The sequence below is a fragment of the Winogradskyella sp. MH6 genome (assembly GCF_022810765.1).
Classification (GTDB): domain Bacteria; phylum Bacteroidota; class Bacteroidia; order Flavobacteriales; family Flavobacteriaceae; genus Winogradskyella.
Window position 1 is genome coordinate 3,004,350 of the sequence record NZ_CP094494.1, and the last position, 21,412, is coordinate 3,025,761.

The window sequence follows — 21,412 nt, forward strand, 5'->3', positions numbered from 1 at the left end:
AAATATACTTTTATACGTTTATTTTGAAATGGGTATAGTTTTTGTACCACAAGTTTAGAACCAATAACACATCTAAATTTTAGTGAAAACTTTAAAGCACATATTACTTTTATTTAGCTTATTCACATGTACAGCTGTTTTTTCTCAAGTACCAGATAAGGAGAATAAAACTATACGTATTCCTGCAGAACCTTCTGAAACAAAAAAAGATACATTACCTACTAAAATAAAAGTAGCACCAAAACTAGACAAGAAAGAAGATAAATCTAGTGGTGAAGATGAAAAGAAATTTATAATCAAAAAATCGGATAAACCTTTTTCAATGACTGAGGAAGATGGATTAAAAAGTCCTGCGGAAATCTTCGAAAAGCGATGGAGTAAAGATTTAGAAAAAGGTGGTGTTATAAAAACGATGTCAGATCAATTTTTAGGTGAGCATCGTGTAGATACCAAGTTTGTAAATATCATTTGTAGAGACCATGAATATCCAGACGGTGACCGTGTAAGTATTTCTATAAATGGTGCTGTTATAAAACAAAACTTGTTATTAACAAGCAGCTACAGAAGGGTAGAAGTGCATTTAATTCAAGGCAAAAATACAGTTGAAATAACAGCCTTAAACCAAGGGGAATCTGGCCCTAATACAGCTGAGTTTATTGTATATGATGATTTAGGGAATCAAATTTCTTCTAAAGAATGGAATCTCCTTACTGGTGTAAAAGCTATCATTGTGTTTAACAACGAAAAAACAGTCATAAAAGAAAAAACTGAAGAAGAAAAAGCAGCCGAAAAAGAAGAAACGGCTTCTAATAACTAATCGCTTTAACATCTCCTGGTTTCATCATTTCTAGTCTATAATCTCCAATTCTAACTCTTACCAAGCGCAAGGTTGGAAAACCCAATTTAGCTGTCATTTTACGAACTTGTCTAAATTTACCTTCGGTTAAAACTATTTTTAGCCAAGATGTTGGCCCATGCTTTTCGTCTCTTACAAAACGCTCAACAATGTGAGACGTGTCTTTCAAAAGTTCAGCTAGGCAAGGTTTGGTTAGATAAAGCTTTCCGTTAACAGAAATTTCTACACCTGTTTTTAAAGCTTCAATTTGCTCTTCAGTAATTGTACCATCAACCATTATGTGATATTCCTTTTCAATTTTAGAACTTGTAATGTAATTGCTAAATTTTCCATCGGTTGTTAGTAGCAATAAACCTTCAGATTTTTCGTCTAATCGACCAACAGCCATTACATTTTCAGGAAGATCAAACAACTCAGACAACAACTTTTTATTCCTTCGTTTATTTTGATTATTGATAAACTGACTTAAATAACCATAAGGTTTATAAATTTTGTAATAGCTATTATTTGTAGTCATTTCTGAAGTAGGTTCTATAATTTCCGTCTTTTAAAATTCAAAAATATTGAAAAACTAACTTATATCATGTTTTTTCATTTTTATGAAGATTACCTTTAAGGGTATAATTTTCAAGGAGTTTTAATATTCAAAATCTTATGACATATGAAAGTATTCGATAACAAACACATTAAAAATGTGGTATTTGTAGGGGCTCATCGCTCTGGCAAAACCACGCTATCTGAGACCATGCTTTTTGAGGCTGGTTTAATAAATAGAAGAGGTACAGTAGAGCAACAAAATACAGTTTCGGATTACCATGAATTTGAGCACCGCAGAGGTGCTTCTGTTTTTGCAACCCCTTTGCATACTGAGTGGCGCAATTACAAAATAAATATTATTGACACCCCAGGATTAGACGATTTTATTGGTGAAATAATGTCATCCATTAGAGTTGCAGATACTATTGTTACAGTAATAAATGCAAAACATGGAGCCGATATTGGCACAGAAATTATATGGAACTATGTAGATAAATACCATAAGCCTACATTATTTGTTATCAATAAAATTGATAGCGAAAAGGCGAATTTTGAAATGAGCTATAATAGTTTGAAAGAACTCGTTGGTAACAATGCTGTTTTAGTTCAGTATCCTATTAAAATTGATGGAGCGCAATGCATCATAGATGTTTTAAAAATGAAATGCTACAAGTTTGGTCCAGAAGGTGGTAAGCCAGAAAAATTACCAATTCCTGAAGATCAATTAGATTATGCCAATCAGCTTCACAATGAGCTGGTAGAAAAAGCAGCTGAGAACGATGAAGAATTAATGGAACTCTATTTTGATAAAGGAACACTAAATGAAGATGAACTTCGTAAAGGCATTAAGTTAGGTATGCTTAATCACGACTTTTTCCCTGTGTTCTGTGTGTCTGCCTTAAATGATATGGGAACAGGCAGACTTATGGGCTTTATAGATAATGTAGCACCTGCTGCTGCAGATTTAAAACCAGAACAGACTTTAGAAGGTGATTTAGTAAAACCAGACGTTAATGCAGATACATCCTTGTTTGTTTTTAAAACCATTTATCAACCAAATTTAGGGCAGATTACGTTTTTTAAAGTGAAATCTGGAGAGGTTAATGTCAACGACAAGTTGTTTAATACAAGAACAGGTGAAAGTGAAACCTTGAACCAATTGTACATTATGGACGGTAAAGAAAAACATACTGTACAAAAACTGACTACAGGTGATATTGGTGCAACTACAAAACTAAAATACACCGAAACCAACGACACTTTGGCTTCTAAAGCCGAAGCAGGAACTATTAAGCCAATTAAATTCCCACAACCACGATTAGTAAAAGCTGTTTTTGCTGAAAATAGTAGTGATGAAGAGAAGTTAAGTGAAGCTTTAAAGCGTATTCATAGCCAGGATTTAACTGTAGATTTAAGTTATAATAACGAAACACATCAGACTTTAGTTGGTACACAAGGCGAATTGCATTTGGCTACAATAACTTGGATTTTAGAAAACATCTATGATGTTAAAGCAAGATTTGAAGCACCAAAGATTTCATATCGAGAAACCATTCAGAGAAGTGCTACTGCAAATTACAGACACAAAAAGCAAAGTGGTGGTTCTGGACAATTTGGTCAAGTTCACTTAAAAATTGAACCATATTACGAAGGAATGCCTGAACCTGAAGGTTTTTCAATTAGAGGTAGAGAAGAAGTAGATTTACCTTGGGATGGCAAATTGGTATTTTACAACTGTATTGTTGGTGGAGTTATAGACCAACGCTATTTACCATCAATAATGAAAGGTATCTTAGAAGTTATGGAATCTGGTCCTCTAACCAAATCTTTTATTAGAGATGTAAGAGTTATGGTATATGATGGCAAAATGCATGCTGTAGATTCTAATGACATCTCATTTAAAATAGCAGGATCTCATGCATTTAGAGAAGCCTTTTTAAATGCCAATCCTAAGCTTTTAGAACCAATAGATCAAATGACATTGCGTGTGCCAGAACAAATGGTCGGTAATGTTATGACCGAACTACAAAGTAGAAGAGCTATTATTCAAGGTATAGATACGGAAGTTAACTATCAGATTCTTAAATGTACAATTCCTTCAGCAGAGTTAACAGATTTTTCTACTCAGCTGCGTTCACTAACACAAGGTAGAGCAACCTATTCAACAAAGTTTGAAGGTTATGTATCCGTACCAACTCACATACAAAAAGAATTAGTAAAAGAGCAAGAATTAATAACCACATAAAAACATTGAGATATGCACAGTAAAGTAATGTATTTAAGCGATTTAAAGTTTAATATAGAAACATGGAAAAGAGAGTTAAGATTTCATTTTAATGAGATGGATACTTTTCAAGAAAAGTTAGAAGAAGCAGTAGCAAGAATTGATGACCCAATAGCATTGAAAAAGTTAGAAGTTTTTCAAAATAGAATAATGATAGAGAAAGATGCTATTTCTAAGCTTTTACATAGATGCCGTAACAAAATGGCAAACATTAACAATGTAGATTTTAATGAAAATATAGACGGCAGACTTCAGAATGAACAACATACATTAAGGGAAGATATGCGTACCTACATTAAACTACATTATGACCTTAAGGAAGAAATGATGGACTACTTTTTAGAAGTTCTTTAGTTCTATTCATAGCTTAATTTTTTGAATAAGCCACGATGATGAATCGTGGCTTTTTTCTTTATTTATTAAGTTGAATTTTATAATCTATAATAACTCTGACTACTACCTTTAGTACAAGGACAATTACTAGCACTTTGCATTAAGTTAAGACCAATGGTCACAACATGAGTTCCCGAATTAAAACCAGATAAATCATTGAATGTTAACTGATAAGAATAAGCAAAGTAAAGTTTATTATGAAGTATACCAGCCATAGGGCCAAGGTTTAAAGGATCCAAAAACTGATCGTTTAAAAAACGGTAAGAAGCACCAATCCAATAGTAATCTCCATTTCTGTTAAATTTTCTATACTTAAAATTAAGGTCTGTAGCAGAACGATTATCACTATCAAAAAATTGAAAGAAAACAGAAGGTTCAAACTCTACATATTTATTATGTTTTGGTGTAAAAACATAACCCGAATAAACCTGATAGTTCAGTAATAGTCTTGGCTCAATTCCACCAGTAAAGTCTTCGGTATCCTTAGATACTAGATTGTTAGCATTAAAACTTAAATAGAAATCTTTCCAACGGTAAAGTAAACCAGCATCAAAGTTGTTATTATTTACAGCTCTGTCTCCGTTAATTGCAGGATCTAAAATTGGAATTTCATAAGTTGTATTAAAATTTTCAATATCTATTCTAAAGTTATTAATATTATATGATAAACCGAGGGATAAGTACTGCTTAGATTTCCAATCTAAGATTAAATGATGCGCAAAAGATAGCTTAAGACCTTTTTGACGTGTATTACCATTTTTGTCATTATAGGCTGAAAAACCAATTCCCGAGCGATTAGAAATTCTAAAATCTGCATAAATCGATTGATTATCTGGAGCATCTTTAATACCAACCCATTGCGTTAATCCATTAGCCCTAATTTTTAAATTGTCACCAATACCTGCATAAGTTGGTGAAATCACAAAATCGTTATCTGCTAAGTATTGCGTCCAAACAGGTAAGTTGAGCTCTTGACTAAAGCCTTGCGCTACCGTTAGGAAAACTATATATATTAAAATTCTTTTCATCTTAGTAGGTTTAGTTCATTAGATTAAGGGTTATCTATACAGGGTAAAGTGGCCAACAAATTCTTTGTTCACATTTGGGTCGTTAGTTTGTACAACAAACCAATAGTCTCCAGTAGGTAATTCGTGACCATTGTATCTGCCATCCCAAACTTCACCAACTCTGTAGGTAGCTATTTTACGACCGTAACGGTCAAAAATATCAAAGGTTAGGTTAGGGTAGTTGTCAACACAACCAGGTGCCCAAGTATCGTATTCGCCATCACCATTTGGTGTAAACCAATTTGGTATACAAGGACCAACAAATTCTAGTTCAATTTCTGCCTCAGCAGTACAACCAGCACTATCGGTAACTGTTACGACATATACACCAGTCTCTGTAATATTATAAGTATTTGTACTACCATAGTTTTCATCATTCATTGTGAATGTATAATCTCCTGTTCCACCAGTTGCATTGGCAATAATTTCATTAAGTTCACCTTCAGCTAAGGTTAGAGCAACAGGCTCATAACCTTCAATATCAAACAATTCTGTTCTTTGAATACAACCATTAGTATGTCTTACGTCTATGTAATGTCCTGTTCCTACAGGTACATTTTCAAATACATTGCTTAATTGATAGTCACCACCATCTAACGAGTAATCAAATTCAGATAAATCTTCGTTTGAAGCATCGATAGTCACGGTAACCATATTACTTTGTGTATTATTCTCACAGGTGTATTCTAAATTAATTTCAGGATTAATCACGACAGGCTCAGGGAATGTGATGTTCCACTCAGACTCACAACCTTGCGCATCTCTAACATAAACGATGTGATCTCCACCTTCAAGATTAGTAAAATCGAAAACCGTTTGAGTTGCACTTCCAGTTGTATATGGTCCATCATAATTGTCTAGACTCACGCTGTATGGTAAATTTCCACCATCAATTTCAATACTAAATTCACCATCTCCCTCACCATCACAAGTTTCTGGGAAGAAAGCATCAGGTAGAATAGTAATGATTACTGGTTCAGGATCTACAATCGTAAAATCGAACGTTAAATAACAACCTAATTGATCTTGAACAATTAATGTGTAGTCTCCAGCTGAAAGATTTTCGAACGTATTCGTTTCAAAAAATTGATTTAATTGTGGTGAAATAGCATACTGAATTGTTCCCGTTCCACCAGAAGCAGATACGATAACCGAACCATTGTCGCTACCAGCACATGTAATATTGTTTATCTCAATTGTTGCGTCCAACGAAGTAGAAGGTTCTGTGATTGATATTGGAGCAGAAGTGACCTCACAATCTCCACTTTCTACCATGACCAAATAATCACCCGCTACTAAGTCCGTAAAATAACCTGGAGTATTCTGAGTGGCGTTTATTGTCGTTCCAGAGGTATCCTGAAGTGTATAACTATAATCTCCTAATCCACCTTGCGCTGTGGCTAAAATTGATCCAGTATTGTCACCAGCACAATTAATGGTTGGATTAGAAGATTGTAGATTTATAACTAACTCAGGTAATGGATCAACTGTAATATCATTTGATACGTTAGAAATACATCCGTTAGTATCTCTTACGTAGTAATTGTAAGTACCTTCGGTAACTGAAAATGTTGTAGAAGAAGCAAAACTTCCTAAAACACTTGTAAAACTACTTGTATCACTATACTCATAAGGACCTGTTCCACCAGAAGCACTAAGTGTTAATGTAGATTCTGTTAAACAGGTTTGTGTTGTTGTTCTTACTAAATCAACATCTAGTGGTGTAGGATTAGCAATTTCAATTTCTAATGAAGTCATTTCACAATCATACCCATCAGTAATGGTTACTGTGTAGGTTCCAGCACCTAAATCGTTAAATACATTAGATGTTTGTGGACCAGAAGAACTTGCAACTGGCGAAATAGTATTTAAAGTATATACATAGTTACTACCTTGCCCTCCAGAAACCATATCTACCGTTATACTTGCATTCTGATCACTAAAACAATCTAAAACTGTTGTACTTGGTGTAAATGTAGCTGTTATTGGATTTGGTAAACTAAGTGTTATAGATTCTGAAGCAATACAACCTTCAGCATCTCTAACGTTTACAGTATATGTACCAGCTGATAAATTTTCGAATACATTATTTGAAGAAAAAGCAACAGTAGCATCACCTGTTAATTCATATTCATAATTGCCCCAACCACCATCAGCGATAGCTGTTATTGTACCTTCACTGTCTGTACACGTTACGTTTGAAGATTCAACTAGATTTAAAGTCAAAGCCTCTTGCGGAGAACTTATAACCACACTTCCTGAATTAGAACAATATGGGAAATCTGTTTGAGTTATAACAACATTAAAGCTACCTGCTTCCATACTTGTTACAGTTAATGGATTTGTAGCTGTGTTTGCATTTACAATGCCCGTAACAGATGTACCAAGACTATTAAATACTTCATAGGTATAAGCACCAGTAAAGTTTGTGATATTAATATCGAAGGCACCTGTATTGTCACCAAAACACGTTACACTATCAGATGTTAACGTAAACTGTGGTGAAGTAGGCTCACTCACTGAAATCGTAGTTTCAGAAGTACAAGATAGTACAGTGTCAGTAATTGTAATTGTATAAATACCTGAAGGCACACCAGTAAAGGTATTACCAGATAAACTTACAGAAGCTGGACTAGGTGAAATGCTATATGCGTAAGAACCAGAACCACCATAACCAGTTACTGTAATTTCACCATCATCATTATTACAAGATGGCATTGCGGTAGCATCTGCAACAACATCGATTGGTTCAGCAACATCAATAGTTACCAAATCAGAACAACCGTTAGCATCTTGGATTTCTATGGTATGTGTACCTGCAAATACATTAGAAATCGTGAAAGGTGCAGACTGTGTTTGAAAAGCGCCTCCATCTATACTAAAACTATATGGAGCTGTACTAGGTGTGTCTAAGTTGACTACGATTTCATAATTACCATCTTGTAGCTCACAAGTATTAGTAACTGAAGCTGATATTTGAGGTGAAATATCCATATCTACAATAGTAGCAGGACTTGTTACAATACATCCATAAGCATCTAAAACATGAATGTAGTAAGTGCCAGCATCGACATTAAATACACTTGTAACATCCCAACCAGTATCAGTAGCTAGTGGAGCAGTAGCAGTTGTCGTGATTTGATATTGATATGGTGCAGTTCCGTTTTGTCCTATGGCACTAATAACACCAGAGTTTGGATTACAATTAGCATTTTGATCAACAGAAACAGTTAAATCTAAAGCTACAGGAGATTCCAAAATTTCGAATATTTGTGAAGCTGTTTCACATCCATTAAAAGAACCTGAACCATTTTCTGTAAACACTAAGTAATATTGACCAGGAGTTAATGTTCCAGGGTTTGGAGTTGTAACCGTTTCAGGAGTACCAAATGTTACCGCAATAGTGTTTGGTCCATCTACCAATTGATTATCATAAGCAGAATAGATGGTGTAATCAACAGATGTTGTTGTGCTATCAAAATTATCTATTGTAAAGGTTACACTTCCATCAGCTGCACCAAGACAAGTAACGTTGTTTGGAGCCACAGTAGAGGTTAGGGTAGAAGCAGGATCTATTGCAAAATCCGCAGCTTTTACAAAGTAACAATCTGTTACTAAATCATGAACCACAAAGGTGTAAACCACACCAGGAGTTAAGTTAGAAAAAGTTCTTGTATCTCCACCTGGAGTATCTGGTAGTAAATAACTTGTTGTATAAGGAATAGTATTGAATTCTAAAATTCCAAACTCATAACTACCACTACCTACAGCAGATATTGCGGTAACTTCAGCAGTTCCACCAGTTGTACAATCTGGTACAGAAATATTGACGTTAATCAATAAATCAGATGGAGGAGAAGCCATCGTTATTTGTTGAGACAAACTACACCCATTAGCATCTACAACATTAACAGTATAATTTCCGTAGTTAATAATATTGAACGTATGATCTTCATTAGAAGTTGCATTATAAGGGTTGCCTGGAATGATATCTCCAAAATTGTTAGAAATGAAATAGGTAAATGGAGCTGTACCTCCAGCAATATTTTCAACTGTAATAGAACCTAAAGAAGAACCTCCAGGATTATTACAGGTAATATCAACCTTACTTAAATCAAATGTGATAGCATCTGGCTCAGTAAGTGTAATATTTTCAGTAGTTGAACATGAATTAGCATCTGTAATGGTAATCGTATAAGTACCGGCAGTCAAGCCAGAAGTTTGTGTGCCATAATCAGTTCCTGTTGTATCATTATTAACATTAATAGTAAATGGAGGAGTACCTACTGTATTATCGATAGTTATGCTAATAGATCCATTAGCATCTCCACTACAAAGTATTGGCTGGCTTTCAACAACTGCGCTAAAAGCAGGTGGAGAAATAGGATTTACTGTTATAACACTAGATTCAGCTGTACAACCATTAGCATCCGTAACTTGGAATTGATATGTGCCTGCGGTAGCAGTATTATAAGTAAATGTTGAAGTTGTACTTCCTAAATCACTGTAAGGAGCACCATTGATAGAAACTTCATAGGTGTAAGGAGCAGTTCCAGTAATGGTTCCTGTTAACTCAGCATCAGGAGTTGCAGTACAATCTAAAGTTTCAGTAAGTACAACATTTATAGTTGGACTTGGGATAGGATCTATAGTATATGATTCGCTATATGTACAATCATTTTCATCTCTTACTTGAAATGTATACGTACCAGGTGCAAGACCAGTAAACACATTTGAAGTTTGATACGCTGTAGTAGCAGAAGCAGGTGCTATAATTTGATACTCTAAAGTACCATTTCCGCCAACAACGTTAGATATGGTTACATCGCTAGTTAAATCAGGACACGTTACAGGAGTACTTGTAAAATCCATGTCTGTTGGAGGATTTAAAGCATCTATTGTAATAGTGTTTGTAACAGCTGTACAAATATTAGCATCTCTAATAGTGATGGTATATGTGCCTTGCGTTAAGCCAGTGAACACATTACTTGTTTGAAAATTAACACCATCTATACTGTATTCGTATGGTGGATTTCCGCCAGACACACTTGTTACAGTAATTTCTCCTGTACCATTACAAGTGTAAGGTGCAGAAAGCTCTGCTGTACCAGAAATGGCTGTATTTTCAATAATAGTTACTGTTTGAGGATTCGTTGTACAAACCGAAGGTCCAGATGTGTATTGTAAAACAACATCGTAATTTCCTGCTGCTAATCCTGTGAACAATGATGCATTAGAGAATGTAACTCCGCCATCAATACTGTACTCAATAGCATTTCCATTTTGATTGGTAACATTGATAGTAATTGTGCCTGTATCACCTGTACCACCACATAATATGTCTGTTGTAGTTACATTATATTCTGGTGCAGGAATTTCATCTACCGAGATTGTAGTTGTCGCTGTACAGTTGTTTGAATCAACCACAAGAATGTCAAAAGTTCCTGCTGAAGTCACCACAATTTCTGGTACAGTTTGAAAATCTGTAGAACCATTAATAAAGTAGAAGTAAGGAGGTGTTCCTCCTTCAGGATAAATAGTTATTTCTCCATCAGTACAAGTTAGAGGTACAGTGACAGCTGCAGTTACCGTTAATAAAGGTGGTTCAACAATTGTAACATCTTCAGAATATAAACAACCGTTTTCAGTTTCTACAGTTGCTGTATAAGTTCCTGGATTTAAATTGTCAAAAACATAGGTGTTTTCAATGATTGGACCAACTGTATTTACTACAGTGTCATTTTCACTAAGGGTGAAGGTATACTGAGGATCTACATCATTAGCAGCTAATTGTATACTTCCTTTATCACCAAAACAAAGTGGCTGAGTAATTGTTGAAGTTACTGTAAAATCACGTTCTCTAATCAATACATCAGGAACACCAAAAATACATGGGTTTGTTGGTACACCAACTTGTCTTACATAAACTGAATACGTTCCAGGTGTTGTAACTGTAAATACATTACTCGATTGATAATTAACACCATCTATACTAAACTCATAACCAGAAGGCACGTCGTTAACCGTAATACTTCCGTTAGTAGTACAAATAATATCTGTTGAAACAACCGTTGGAACTAATAGATTTTGATAAACATTAAAATAGAACTGATTGAAACAACCACCAGGATAGTTGATAGTCAATCTGAATTGACCAGCAGTATTTGCTAAAAAGTCAGCACCTGTAACGACTTCATTCCATGTACAACCAGGATCTTCATTAGCGCAATCTGGATCTGAAACAGCAGCGCAACTAGATTCATCTAACTGCTCCCAAATAATAGAAATTGAATCAGATATATTGGTTTCAATAAATCTTGAGTCATCCGCACCACATAAGAAAATGTTTGGTAGTAATTTACCATCATTAGGACAAGTTACTACTTCATCAGCATAAGGAATTACAGGATTTTCAATGTCACCACCAAAAAGTTCAACTTCATAAATTTGCTCTATAGATTGACAAGGAGCTACAGCAGTATTAAAAGAATAATAAGTTCCCGTTGCATCAACTGTAATAGTTTGAGTATTTCCGATAACAGGTGTACCTGTTGGACTTGTAGACCAAGCATAAGAATCATAACCATTGGCTGCTGTAAGTTCTACAGTATCACCACAAAGAATAATTTCTTCAACAAATTCACAATCTAAATCTGCTAAGAAGTTAGTTGCTTGAGGTGATAATAAACAGCCTGTATTACTATTCAAACTTGGATCGTCTGTAATTTGAAATGTTGGATTATAAAATCCATTATAAGTTGCATAAGCTTGGTTGTTGATAATATTTGAACACGCATCTGCTAAATCACCACAACTATTTACAACCTGTACTTCAATTCGTATTTCATAACGAGGATCATTTTCTTCCACGAGTGAATTATCAATATCAAAAACCAACTCTCTAGTTACAGGGTCATAACTAGCTACAGTTACACCTGGAGGAAGAATTAAATCTGTTGGGTGGTTATAAATAATATTGATTGGTAAAATATCTCTAATTTGAAAATTAGTAGCGTTATCATTACCTACATTCTGAAAACCAATCACATAGTTTAATTGAGCTCCAAGATCTACTAATTGACCACCAATATCATTACCTGCATCATCTTCTACAATTTTAGTAAGTACAATGTCTGGTTCAATAATTTCCACTGCAAAAGCAAAGAAGTAAGGAAAATATGTATCACCACTGGTTTCTAATCTTATTGTACCAGATGTTGCATCATTTGCTATTACAGAGTTTCCTGGATTAGGTATTGCAATGGTACCTGTATCAAAACCAAGTGTATTTGTACTATTGGGCACACGGTTAGTAACTGGTGTAGCATCAAGTCGTGTTACTGAGCTATTAAAAAAGTTAGATACAGGACGATCTGCCGTAGATAAACTAACACCATTTAATCGTAGTCTATCACCTAAAATAGGACTATCTCCCTCAAGCGTAGCAAAAGCAAAATTAGCCCTTACTGGCGCAGGAGCAGGAACTGTTCTAAATCCACTCACAGGAATATCTAAGTTAGGATTCCCACCAGGAACACTTATAGCACTAAATCCATCAAAACTAGTGATAGATTTACCCGGAAGCGTTGGGTCTTCATAAACTATGAATAAAGACCATCCTGCTGATTGACCTGTACCATTGTAAGGGTTGAAATTAGCTGTTTCTCCAACACCTGAAGAAACATTGGCAACAGTATAAGTTCCAAGATCTGCACCAGAACCAAAGCTGGTTACAAAGTCAGTAACGTCGGCAAAACAAGCATAAGAAAAGCTATCTCCACCATCTATAGTTGAGCCATTAGCATCAAAAATTATAGTACCAGTTATGTCAGTATATCCACCTGTAGGTCCTTTTAATCTTACGTCAGTAATAGGTTCATCACCAGGATTTACAGCTCCCCAATATAAGCCAGCGTAAATAATGCGGTAACAATTTGGATTTGGAATTTCTAAATCTGCACTCGAGGAACTAAATGTTGAAGGGTCACCATCTATATCGATATATTGCATATCGACATTATGGTTGTAAACACTTCCATTATTGAAAGGATTATTATCTGGACCCAAAATATTATTCCCAATTAATACAATGTCTCCTTTTAAATCCTCATTAAATCTTGGTGTGAATGGCACATAATTTTGTGCATAACTGACTATGCCAAAGCATAGTGCTATTATGACTATTAATGCTCTTGAAAAAGTAGGTTTTTTCATGATACTTGTGGTTTTAATTCCTCACATTTACTTGGGGCAAAGCATCTGTAAAGAATGGCTTAACTTATTAATTTTCTATTTTCACGAGGGACATTTTTACATTATATGGTCTGTTTCCTTTGTCTTCCATAGCTTTATTGGCAGCACTAATACTATCAAACTTACTGTAGTAAACATAGTATTTACTTGTGTTGACATCGTAGAAGAAATCTACGTTAGTACGTCCTGAGGCTACAACTTTAGTTAAAAATTCGTTTCTCTTATTTATATCGCTATGAACAGCAATGATGAGATAATAACCACTCTCGGTATTGCTTACATTCTTTAAAATCTGAATATTCTCACTCTGCTCTTGACCAAAATCAAAATCATCAGAAGTGTATGGTGTTTCAGCTAATTTTGTTGTTCTTTTAATGTTTTGAAGCATTGCTCTATCCTGAGTATATCTGTCTTGTTCATTATCGTAAGCTGCACGCTTAATTCGTCTTCTCTTTTCAAACTCAGTTGCTTCTTTAATCAACTCTAATCTATTATTAAGCTGTATTCTTAACGTTTTAGCTTCTGCCTGTTTAAGCTTTAAGTCTTCGATTTTCTTTCTATAGAATAAGTTTACTTCATCAAGTTTAGTGGTTTTGTATCGTTCTTCATAAAGTGAATTTAAAGAGTCGATTTTCTTAGATTGTGATTCAATAACTTCATCTAAATTAGACTTAATAGCATTAAGTTTATTGTTCTCAGCAGTAACACTTTTAAAAGGTTTTGGCTTAACAACTATACCTTGATCACTTAAATCATTTTCTTCTTTTAAGTCTTTTAAATCTTCGTCTTTTGTATTAACAATCTTTTCATATTCTTCTAAAAGTTTATTCTGTTGCTCATTTGAAGATTCAGCAGCTTTAGTAAGCGAAGCTATAGTTTTACCAATCTCATCTTTAGGATTTTCTACCAATTCTTCATTGGCCATTTTTTCGGCCTCTTCCTTAGCTTGTTGCTCCGCTAATAATCTTGCTTCTTCACGAGCCTTTTGTTCAGCTAATTGTTTTTCTCTGGCTTGTGCTTCGGCTTCCTCTTTAGCTTTTTGTTCTGCCAATGCTTTTGCTTTCGCTTCAGCCTCTTCTTGAGCTTTTCTTTCGGCATCTTCCTTGGCCTGTTGTTCTGCTAGCAATCTTGCCTTTTCAGCAGCTTCTTCACGAGCCTTTTGTTCAGCTAATTGTTTTGCTCTGGCTTGTGCTTCGGCTTCTTCTTTAGCTTTTTGTTCTGCCATTGCTTTTGCTTTAGCTTCAGCCTCTTCTTGAGCTTTTCTTTCGGCATCTTCCTTGGCTTTCTGCTCAGCTAATAATCTTGCTTTTTCAGCGGCTTCTTCACGAGCCTTTTGTTCAGCTAATTGCTTTGCTCTGGCTTGTGCTTCGGCTTCCTCTTTAGCTTTTTGTTCTGCCAATGCTTTTGCTTTCGCTTCAGCCTCTTCTTGAGCTTTTCTTTCAGCATCTTCCTTGGCTTTTTGCTCTGCTAATAATCTAGCTTTTTCAGCGGCTTCTTCACGAGCAAGTTTTTCTTTAGCTTCTCGCTCTACTTTTTCTTCAGCAAGTTGTTTTGCTTTCTCTTGTGCTTCAGCTAATGCGTTGGCTTCTGCATCTTTCTTAGCTTTTTCTTCAGCTTCTCTATCTAATTTGGCTTGCGCTCTACGTTCTGCTGCGCGTTCTCTTATACCAGCTAATTCTTCTTCTGAAGCTTTTACTATAGGTTTATTACGCTTTTTGGTAAACAATCCACTAACTTCTTCGTCACCGCTGTAATCGTATTTCTTTTTACTGATGAATCTATATGCTAGTGTAACTTCGTGTGAAGTACCAAACTCTACTAATTCACCTATAGATTTTTCAATGTTATATTCTATAGCAATATTCTTAGTTACATTAAGACCTAAACCACCAGATACACCATAACGATTGTTATAGCCTGCTTGAAACCAAATTCCTTTAGGCACACTTAATGTTACTAATCCAGATATTAGTGTTTCGTCTTTTCTGAATTCTGACATTAAGATTCCTGAGAATTTGGCATCCTTAAAAAAGCCGCGTCCATCAAAAAATCCTGTATGCATTATATGTGCTTGAATGCCTTGTTTAGGATCGTCTTCTATCATTGAAGACGTTTCAATATTATATAAAACCAAATTGTTTATAGAAACACCAAAATCTAAAAACTCAGTTCCGAAATTGATACCTGGATTTACGGTTAGTAAAAAGTTTTCTGGAACATTTTGTAATGAAGGATCATCAAAATTTGTTATAATGTTAGACGTATTGATACCGCTTTTATAGGCAGCAGCATTAAGTCCGAAGGTTAAATTGTTATTAGTATTTAACTTAACGTTATATGCAAAGTTTAATAAGCCACCAAAAGTAGTTAAGACACCATAATTTTGTTGAAAGGCTGCAATACCAGCACCAATATTTTCAGAAAAACGACCAGAATAACTTCCTAAGAACATTTCTGGAGCATTATCAAATTGAACCCACTGACGCTTGTTGTTAAAACTGATGTATTTGTTTTGTTCTCTAACAAAAGTGAAAGTAGGGTTGATGCTGTAACGATTAAATACCAAAGAGTTTCGTATTGGTAAATCAAAAGAAACCACTCCATCATCTTGCTGAGAAAATGCCATTTGCATAGAAAGGGTCAATATGAATAGTATGAATAGATGTGTTTTCATGCTACTTGACTATAGTTATTGATCCTTTTTTTACATCACCTTCTACTGGTGTTATGATATAGTAGAATACTTGATTGACGCTTGTAAGATTTAAATCATCTTCTGGCCAATTGTTTTGGTAATCTAAGGTATGAAAAACGACTTTTCCTTGTTCGTTTAGTATCATTACCTCAGTATTGGTACCGCTTGTATATTGTAATGGGATTACCCAAGTATCATTAATTAAATCACCATTTGGACTGATAACATTTGGTATATTAGGTACATCTGGAAAAGGTTCTACACCTTGCTCTATAACAAAATCGTAGGTTCTAGAGCCATTACAACCAGCAGTTTCAGAAATAACAACACTATAGCTTCCTATTTCCGTAGCATCATAATAATCTTCAGTGGCACCAACAATGATTTGATTGTTGAAGTACCAAGTAAATTCTGGACTAACAGCATCTGTTGTAACTTCAATAGTTAATGTTTCTCCTTCAAAAATCTGATTAACATCATCAACATTTATTTCACTATTAAAGAGTTCGCTTACTAAATCTATAGTACCAAAAGCAGAACATTCTCCTAAATCTACCTGAACGGAAAACATACCAGACTCATTAGTTTGGTACATTTGATTAGTTGCATCTGGTATTTCTACACCATCTTTAAACCATTGATAACTATTACCTCCAACTGTACTTAATGTTGTAAGACCTTGTTCTGGGCAATAAGGATTTCCTAAGCTAGATGATATGGTGACATCTCCTTCACCAGAAGTACTAACTTCTGATATTGTAACTCGATTTGAAAATGAGTTAGATGTACATGTACCATAATTAGTTTCTACAAAATAAGTGCCTTCTTCATCAACGAGTAGAGAAGACCCTTCAGCTACAAAAACAGAAGTTGTAGGGCCAGTTTCCTTATACCAGTTAAAAGTTAAAGAAGGATAATTTAATGGAGAATCGTTATTGCCAGTTCCCGGATTATCTATAGTTAAAAGATAACTTCCACCTGTACAATAAGCACCTGTTGATACTAAATTATTAATTGTAAAAGGTGAATCTTGAAGCTTGTAATATGCCGCAAAAGGTACAGAAGGTGTGCTGGTAGCTACTGGAGAGCTACTTTTTATTCTAATTCTATAATTCTCACCAGCTGTAGTTTCAGGAATAGAAAAATCTACAGTTGCTGGCGATGTTGTAATCCATCCAGGTGAAGATGTATAAATAACTTCAGCATTTGAAAAATCACCATCACCATCAGATAATTCAACTGTAAATTGATTTGAAGCGTTTAAAGCAGACGTTGGTGAAAATACAAATGTAGCACTATAGGTGTTAAAAGAATCACTAGCACACGCCTGAGTAAAGCCTAAATTAGGCTGACCAATAACTAGCTGCGCCTGAACTTGTTCTAGTGAAAGAAAAGCTAAAACTAGGCAGAGGGAGATAAGCAGTTTATTTAGTTTAGTAGTTTGAGGCATATGCTTATTGTAATTTTTATCTATAGGCTTTTGGTGTTAGGGTAGGTTAATCAATAGTTTATTATTGAAAACTAATCGTCATCCTCATCGTCATCTATAAAATCGTTAGAGGCAATAATTCTATTTACTTGTAATCTAAAATCAGGAGTTCTGTTATCTGAAGCAGCAATAAAGGTTTCTTTATCCGATCCTTTAGCATATAGATTGCTAAAAGCTCTACTACCATACCAGCTTTCTAAATCATCATTATTGGTATATCCCTTTCTGTAAATATTTCCTTTACAGTTATTAAAGTAGGTTTTAGTAAACTGAATTTTTTCAAGGTTTTCGTTGTTAAGTGCAATCTTATCATCTAGAATAACAGCAGGATAAAAGCCAGAAATTACACTTTTATTAATAGCGAAAGATGCATCAGCACCAATATAAATAGCCTCTTGCACAAGACCAACCTGTATATCTGACTTGATATTATCAGAAACATTAACCAAGGTTAGGTTTTCTGCATTTACAAATGTTTGACGTTTAGAAGTATCAGACTCTTCTTTATTGTCATAAGATTTTACAACCATACATCTAGAACCGTTTGCACTAGAAACATAAGGAGATCTAATAGCTAATGAATTGATTAACTGACATTGGGTACCAAAATTAAACTCATAGTCATTTGTTTTGGAACGGTAAGACACTAATTTTTCTAGAATTACTGATCCTCCAAGGATATTAAATGAATTACCAGCACAATAGCTTACCATTACGTTTTCAACAACTGTTTTGTTACCAACACCTGCTAAAGTTAAAGCATTGAAGTAGCCATAATTTTTAGTTCTTTTACCAGCAAATTCTATTCTTACATATTTTAAGATACCAGATTCGCTTTCAGTATTATTACCTCCATAAGCAATATGCTCTGTAGAAGAAGGTTTTAAACCGTAATTAAGAGACGATAATTGTCCGTATGTATTTAAAGGAGCATCACCTAAAAGAAATATGCCGCCCCAATCACCAGCTTTTTTACTGTCTCTACTCGAGGTAAAAACTATAGGATCTGTCTGAGTACCTTTAGCAACTAGTTTTGCCCCTTTGCTAATAATTAATGAAGCCTTAGAATCAAAATCACCAAGGATTTTAGTTCCAGGTTCTATAGTTAATGTAGCACTGTCGGTTACAAACACATCGCCAATAAGAAGATAAACATCTCTCTTTAGTAATTTTGTGTCTTTAGAAATCTTTCCACTTAAAATCTGGGTTGGTTCACCATACTCAGATTGACTAGGTTTAAACTCTGTCCAGGAATTCAGCCAGTTATCGTAGCCGATTATTCCTTTTTCCTGTTGTGCAAAACAGTTGCTTAACACTAATAGAAAAATAAGCGCGGTTTTAATACAATTTTTCATAGTAGTTAAATTTGTTAATTTGGGTTTTAAAGTAATTTTTCAACTAATTGCCTCAAACATAGGAATTAATCCTATGAAATACAAGAAATTATCGTTGAAATACATAATTTTAATACATATTTATTATTTTTCCTACAAAAATATGATTTTCGTACATAAAAATCCATTGGATATTAACTAATTGATTATCAATAATTTGAATATTATAAAATAGAAAATAAAAAACCTCGCAGTTTTGCGAGGTTAAAAAACATGAAATTGATTATAGACTAATCCTCTTTGAAATCGTTGTATGTATGTAAAGCTTTTAAAGTAGATTCGTAAAACAAAATCGCTGCTATAAGATCGTTGGTATCCGAATAGGGTAGGATTTTGGTTTGAAATTCTACAGTACTTTCAAAATATTCATCAGAAGCTTCTTTATTATCTTCTAACGCCTTTTTATTTTCTTTTGTTTCTGGTATGCCCAATGATTTCATAGTTACACCAGGCTTAGTAGCAAATGCAATATTTGGTAAAATATTTACAATAACTTCTATACGCTCTATATATAAAGTTAATAATTCACCTTTAGACATATCGTCTAGTTGTTCTCTACTGTGATATTTAGATATATTAACCTTACCACTAATGATACTTTGTGAATCATCATCCTTTGATTTTTGTGCATTTCCAAAACCTATCATAAGGAAAAAAAGAGCACTAAATAAAGTAAGTTTTGTTTTCATATTTATAGTTTTGATTTGGGCTTACTGTGACAAATCTATATAAAATAATCACAAAAACAACTAATTTCACCTATTTTTCTTCAAAAAATTTTAACACTTTAAATGCATATTTCTTGGATAAACTGCATAAATAGTGGATTAAGTGCTAATTTTACCGACAAAATACATAGGCGCATTTTAACACTTTTAAACATGAATATAGACTTAAAAAAGACAATATTTTTTAACTTTTTTTTGGAAAAAGAGAGAAATAAAAATAAGCTTAAATAAAAAACACATCTATAAATTGCGAATTTTTGGATGTATTTCATCGTCAAATTTTGCATCTTTTTACAGTTCATCGCAAAATTATTGCAATCACATGATTTTTAGGGCACTACCATTTTTTTGAACCAAATTTGACGGAACCCAAATCAGTATTCGTCATGAAAAATTTAATCGCAGCTTTTTGTTTGATTTGTTTTTATAGTGCATTTAATGTTAGTTATGCACAAGAAAGTCCTATTTACGATAGGGCAGAGGACCAGTTGACTAACACAGATACTATCCCAGATTTTAGATCTAAGACTAATAAATTAAAATTAACAGGTGTTATTTACCAGAGTGATGGTGTGACGCCAGCCAAAGACGTTATTCTTTTTATAGAACAACCTGATGAAGATGGTGACTTTGATCTAAGACATACAGATGACAAACGTTACGTATTCCATAGAAGTTGGGTAAAAACAGACGCTGATGGTAGATATACATTCTACACATTTGTACCTGGAAATGATAGGCGTTATAACCAAATGCAACAAATCTTTCCTATTATTAAAGAAACCTCCAAGGAAGAAGTACAATTAGAATCGTTATTGTTTGATGAAGATCCTATGTTAACCAAACGTTGCAGAAAACGTTTAGAGAAGAAAGGAAATACTGCAAGAATTTTAACCACTAAGAAAGAGGATGGCATTTTAGTTGCCGAAAAAGATATCATATTGTCTGATGATACTGAACCTATAAAGTAGTCATACAATTAATAACCGCAAAAGCCCTGATTTTATGTTCAGGGCTTTTTTATTTATATTAATAAGGTGTATCACTATTAATTACAACAAACGCTCAGCAACTTCCAACCAATTATATACACGTGTATAGTCTGTTTCGTGTTGGTTGTGTGGGGAATCAAATAACAAGGTATCACCAGCAAAGCGCTCTAAGTTGTAGCTTCTATCGTCAATTAATAAATCACCATTAAGGATAAACTTATGGCCACACATAATACGATGCTGCCAAGTTATAAAAGGCATATGCTCATCTAACCAGTCGCTTTTTTCCTTTAACGAGTTAGGAAACTGGGTTGCAGCAGTAGCAATATATACGTTATGCTTGTTGCACAATGCTTCCATAACCTGAATACTATCTTTTATAGGCTCTAAGTCTCTAAAAAAGCCTTCTTTGTGTACATGTTGCCATATACTTTCCTGATGAATTTCTGGGACATTTTGCCATACTTCTCCAGATTCTATATGCGCTAGTGAGAGTTCTTGTTTGTGTTCTTCGTTGTATAATTCTATGTGCTTACCGTAAGTGTCGGCAAGTACGTCATCCATATCTACAAATATTGTGAGCATCGTTCTTTTTTTACAAAGCAAACCATAATATAAAGTGTTGACAAGGTATTTAAGGAAACTTTATAAAGATTTAATGATTTCGCAATATGGTGGTGGTGATTTTGAAAAATATGAATCGTTTTTCAGGAGTTTTTATAAC

Annotated in this window: 12 protein-coding genes; 4 read left to right on the forward strand and 8 right to left on the reverse strand. The window is 34.2% G+C overall.

The window, feature by feature from the left end; genetic code table 11:
• Positions 1-82: 82 nt before the first annotated feature.
• Positions 83-817 (forward strand): hypothetical protein, encoded by a 735-nt coding sequence (locus tag MST30_RS13440; protein WP_243471920.1) that lies wholly within the window; start codon positions 83-85, stop codon positions 815-817.
• Here the strand turns inward: MST30_RS13440 and MST30_RS13445 are convergent.
• A complete protein-coding gene (locus MST30_RS13445; protein ID WP_243471921.1) occupies positions 807-1,373 on the reverse strand; it encodes a pseudouridine synthase in 567 nt (188 codons plus the stop codon). The two genes, MST30_RS13440 and MST30_RS13445, sit on opposite strands and share 11 nt — an antisense overlap.
• A 144-nt stretch (positions 1,374-1,517) precedes the next feature.
• On the opposite strand from MST30_RS13445, the gene MST30_RS13450 reads away from it, so the two are divergent.
• A complete protein-coding gene (locus tag MST30_RS13450; RefSeq protein WP_243471922.1) occupies positions 1,518-3,638 on the forward strand; it encodes an elongation factor G in 2,121 nt (706 codons plus the stop codon).
• A 12-nt stretch (positions 3,639-3,650) separates the two neighbouring features.
• On the forward strand, positions 3,651-4,031 hold the full coding sequence (locus tag MST30_RS13455; RefSeq protein ID WP_243471923.1) for a hypothetical protein: 381 nt from the start codon (positions 3,651-3,653) through the stop codon (positions 4,029-4,031).
• A gap of 77 nt (positions 4,032-4,108) precedes the next feature.
• Here MST30_RS13455 and MST30_RS13460 read toward each other — a convergent pair whose 3' ends face one another.
• The 6 genes from MST30_RS13460 to MST30_RS13485 form a co-directional block, all read right to left on the reverse strand.
• Positions 4,109-5,098, reverse strand: coding sequence for a PorP/SprF family type IX secretion system membrane protein (locus MST30_RS13460; RefSeq protein WP_243471924.1), 990 nt, complete (start codon positions 5,096-5,098; stop codon positions 4,109-4,111).
• Positions 5,099-5,128: 30 nt separating this feature from the next.
• Positions 5,129-13,351, reverse strand: a complete 8,223-nt coding sequence (locus MST30_RS13465; protein ID WP_243471925.1) for a T9SS type B sorting domain-containing protein — start codon at positions 13,349-13,351, stop codon at positions 5,129-5,131.
• A gap of 67 nt (positions 13,352-13,418) precedes the next feature.
• On the reverse strand, positions 13,419-16,064 hold the full coding sequence (locus MST30_RS13470; RefSeq protein WP_243471926.1) for a PorP/SprF family type IX secretion system membrane protein: 2,646 nt from the start codon (positions 16,062-16,064) through the stop codon (positions 13,419-13,421).
• Between the two features lies 1 nt (position 16,065).
• The gene (locus MST30_RS13475) at positions 16,066-17,535 is read right to left on the reverse strand and encodes a T9SS type B sorting domain-containing protein (protein WP_243471927.1); all 1,470 of its coding nucleotides are present in this window, start codon (positions 17,533-17,535) and stop codon (positions 16,066-16,068) included.
• 71 nt (positions 17,536-17,606) lie between these two features.
• The gene (locus MST30_RS13480; protein ID WP_243471928.1) at positions 17,607-18,929 is read right to left on the reverse strand and encodes a beta-helix domain-containing protein; all 1,323 of its coding nucleotides are present in this window, start codon (positions 18,927-18,929) and stop codon (positions 17,607-17,609) included.
• A gap of 269 nt (positions 18,930-19,198) precedes the next feature.
• Positions 19,199-19,657, reverse strand: coding sequence for a hypothetical protein (locus tag MST30_RS13485; protein WP_243471929.1), 459 nt, complete (start codon positions 19,655-19,657; stop codon positions 19,199-19,201).
• A 425-nt stretch (positions 19,658-20,082) separates the two neighbouring features.
• On the opposite strand from MST30_RS13485, the gene MST30_RS13490 reads away from it, so the two are divergent.
• Positions 20,083-20,667 (forward strand): peptidase associated/transthyretin-like domain-containing protein, encoded by a 585-nt coding sequence (locus MST30_RS13490; RefSeq protein WP_243471930.1) that lies wholly within the window; start codon positions 20,083-20,085, stop codon positions 20,665-20,667.
• 81 nt (positions 20,668-20,748) lie between these two features.
• Here MST30_RS13490 and MST30_RS13495 read toward each other — a convergent pair whose 3' ends face one another.
• On the reverse strand, positions 20,749-21,273 hold the full coding sequence (locus MST30_RS13495; protein WP_243471931.1) for a 5' nucleotidase, NT5C type: 525 nt from the start codon (positions 21,271-21,273) through the stop codon (positions 20,749-20,751).
• Positions 21,274-21,412: the final 139 nt, after the last annotated feature.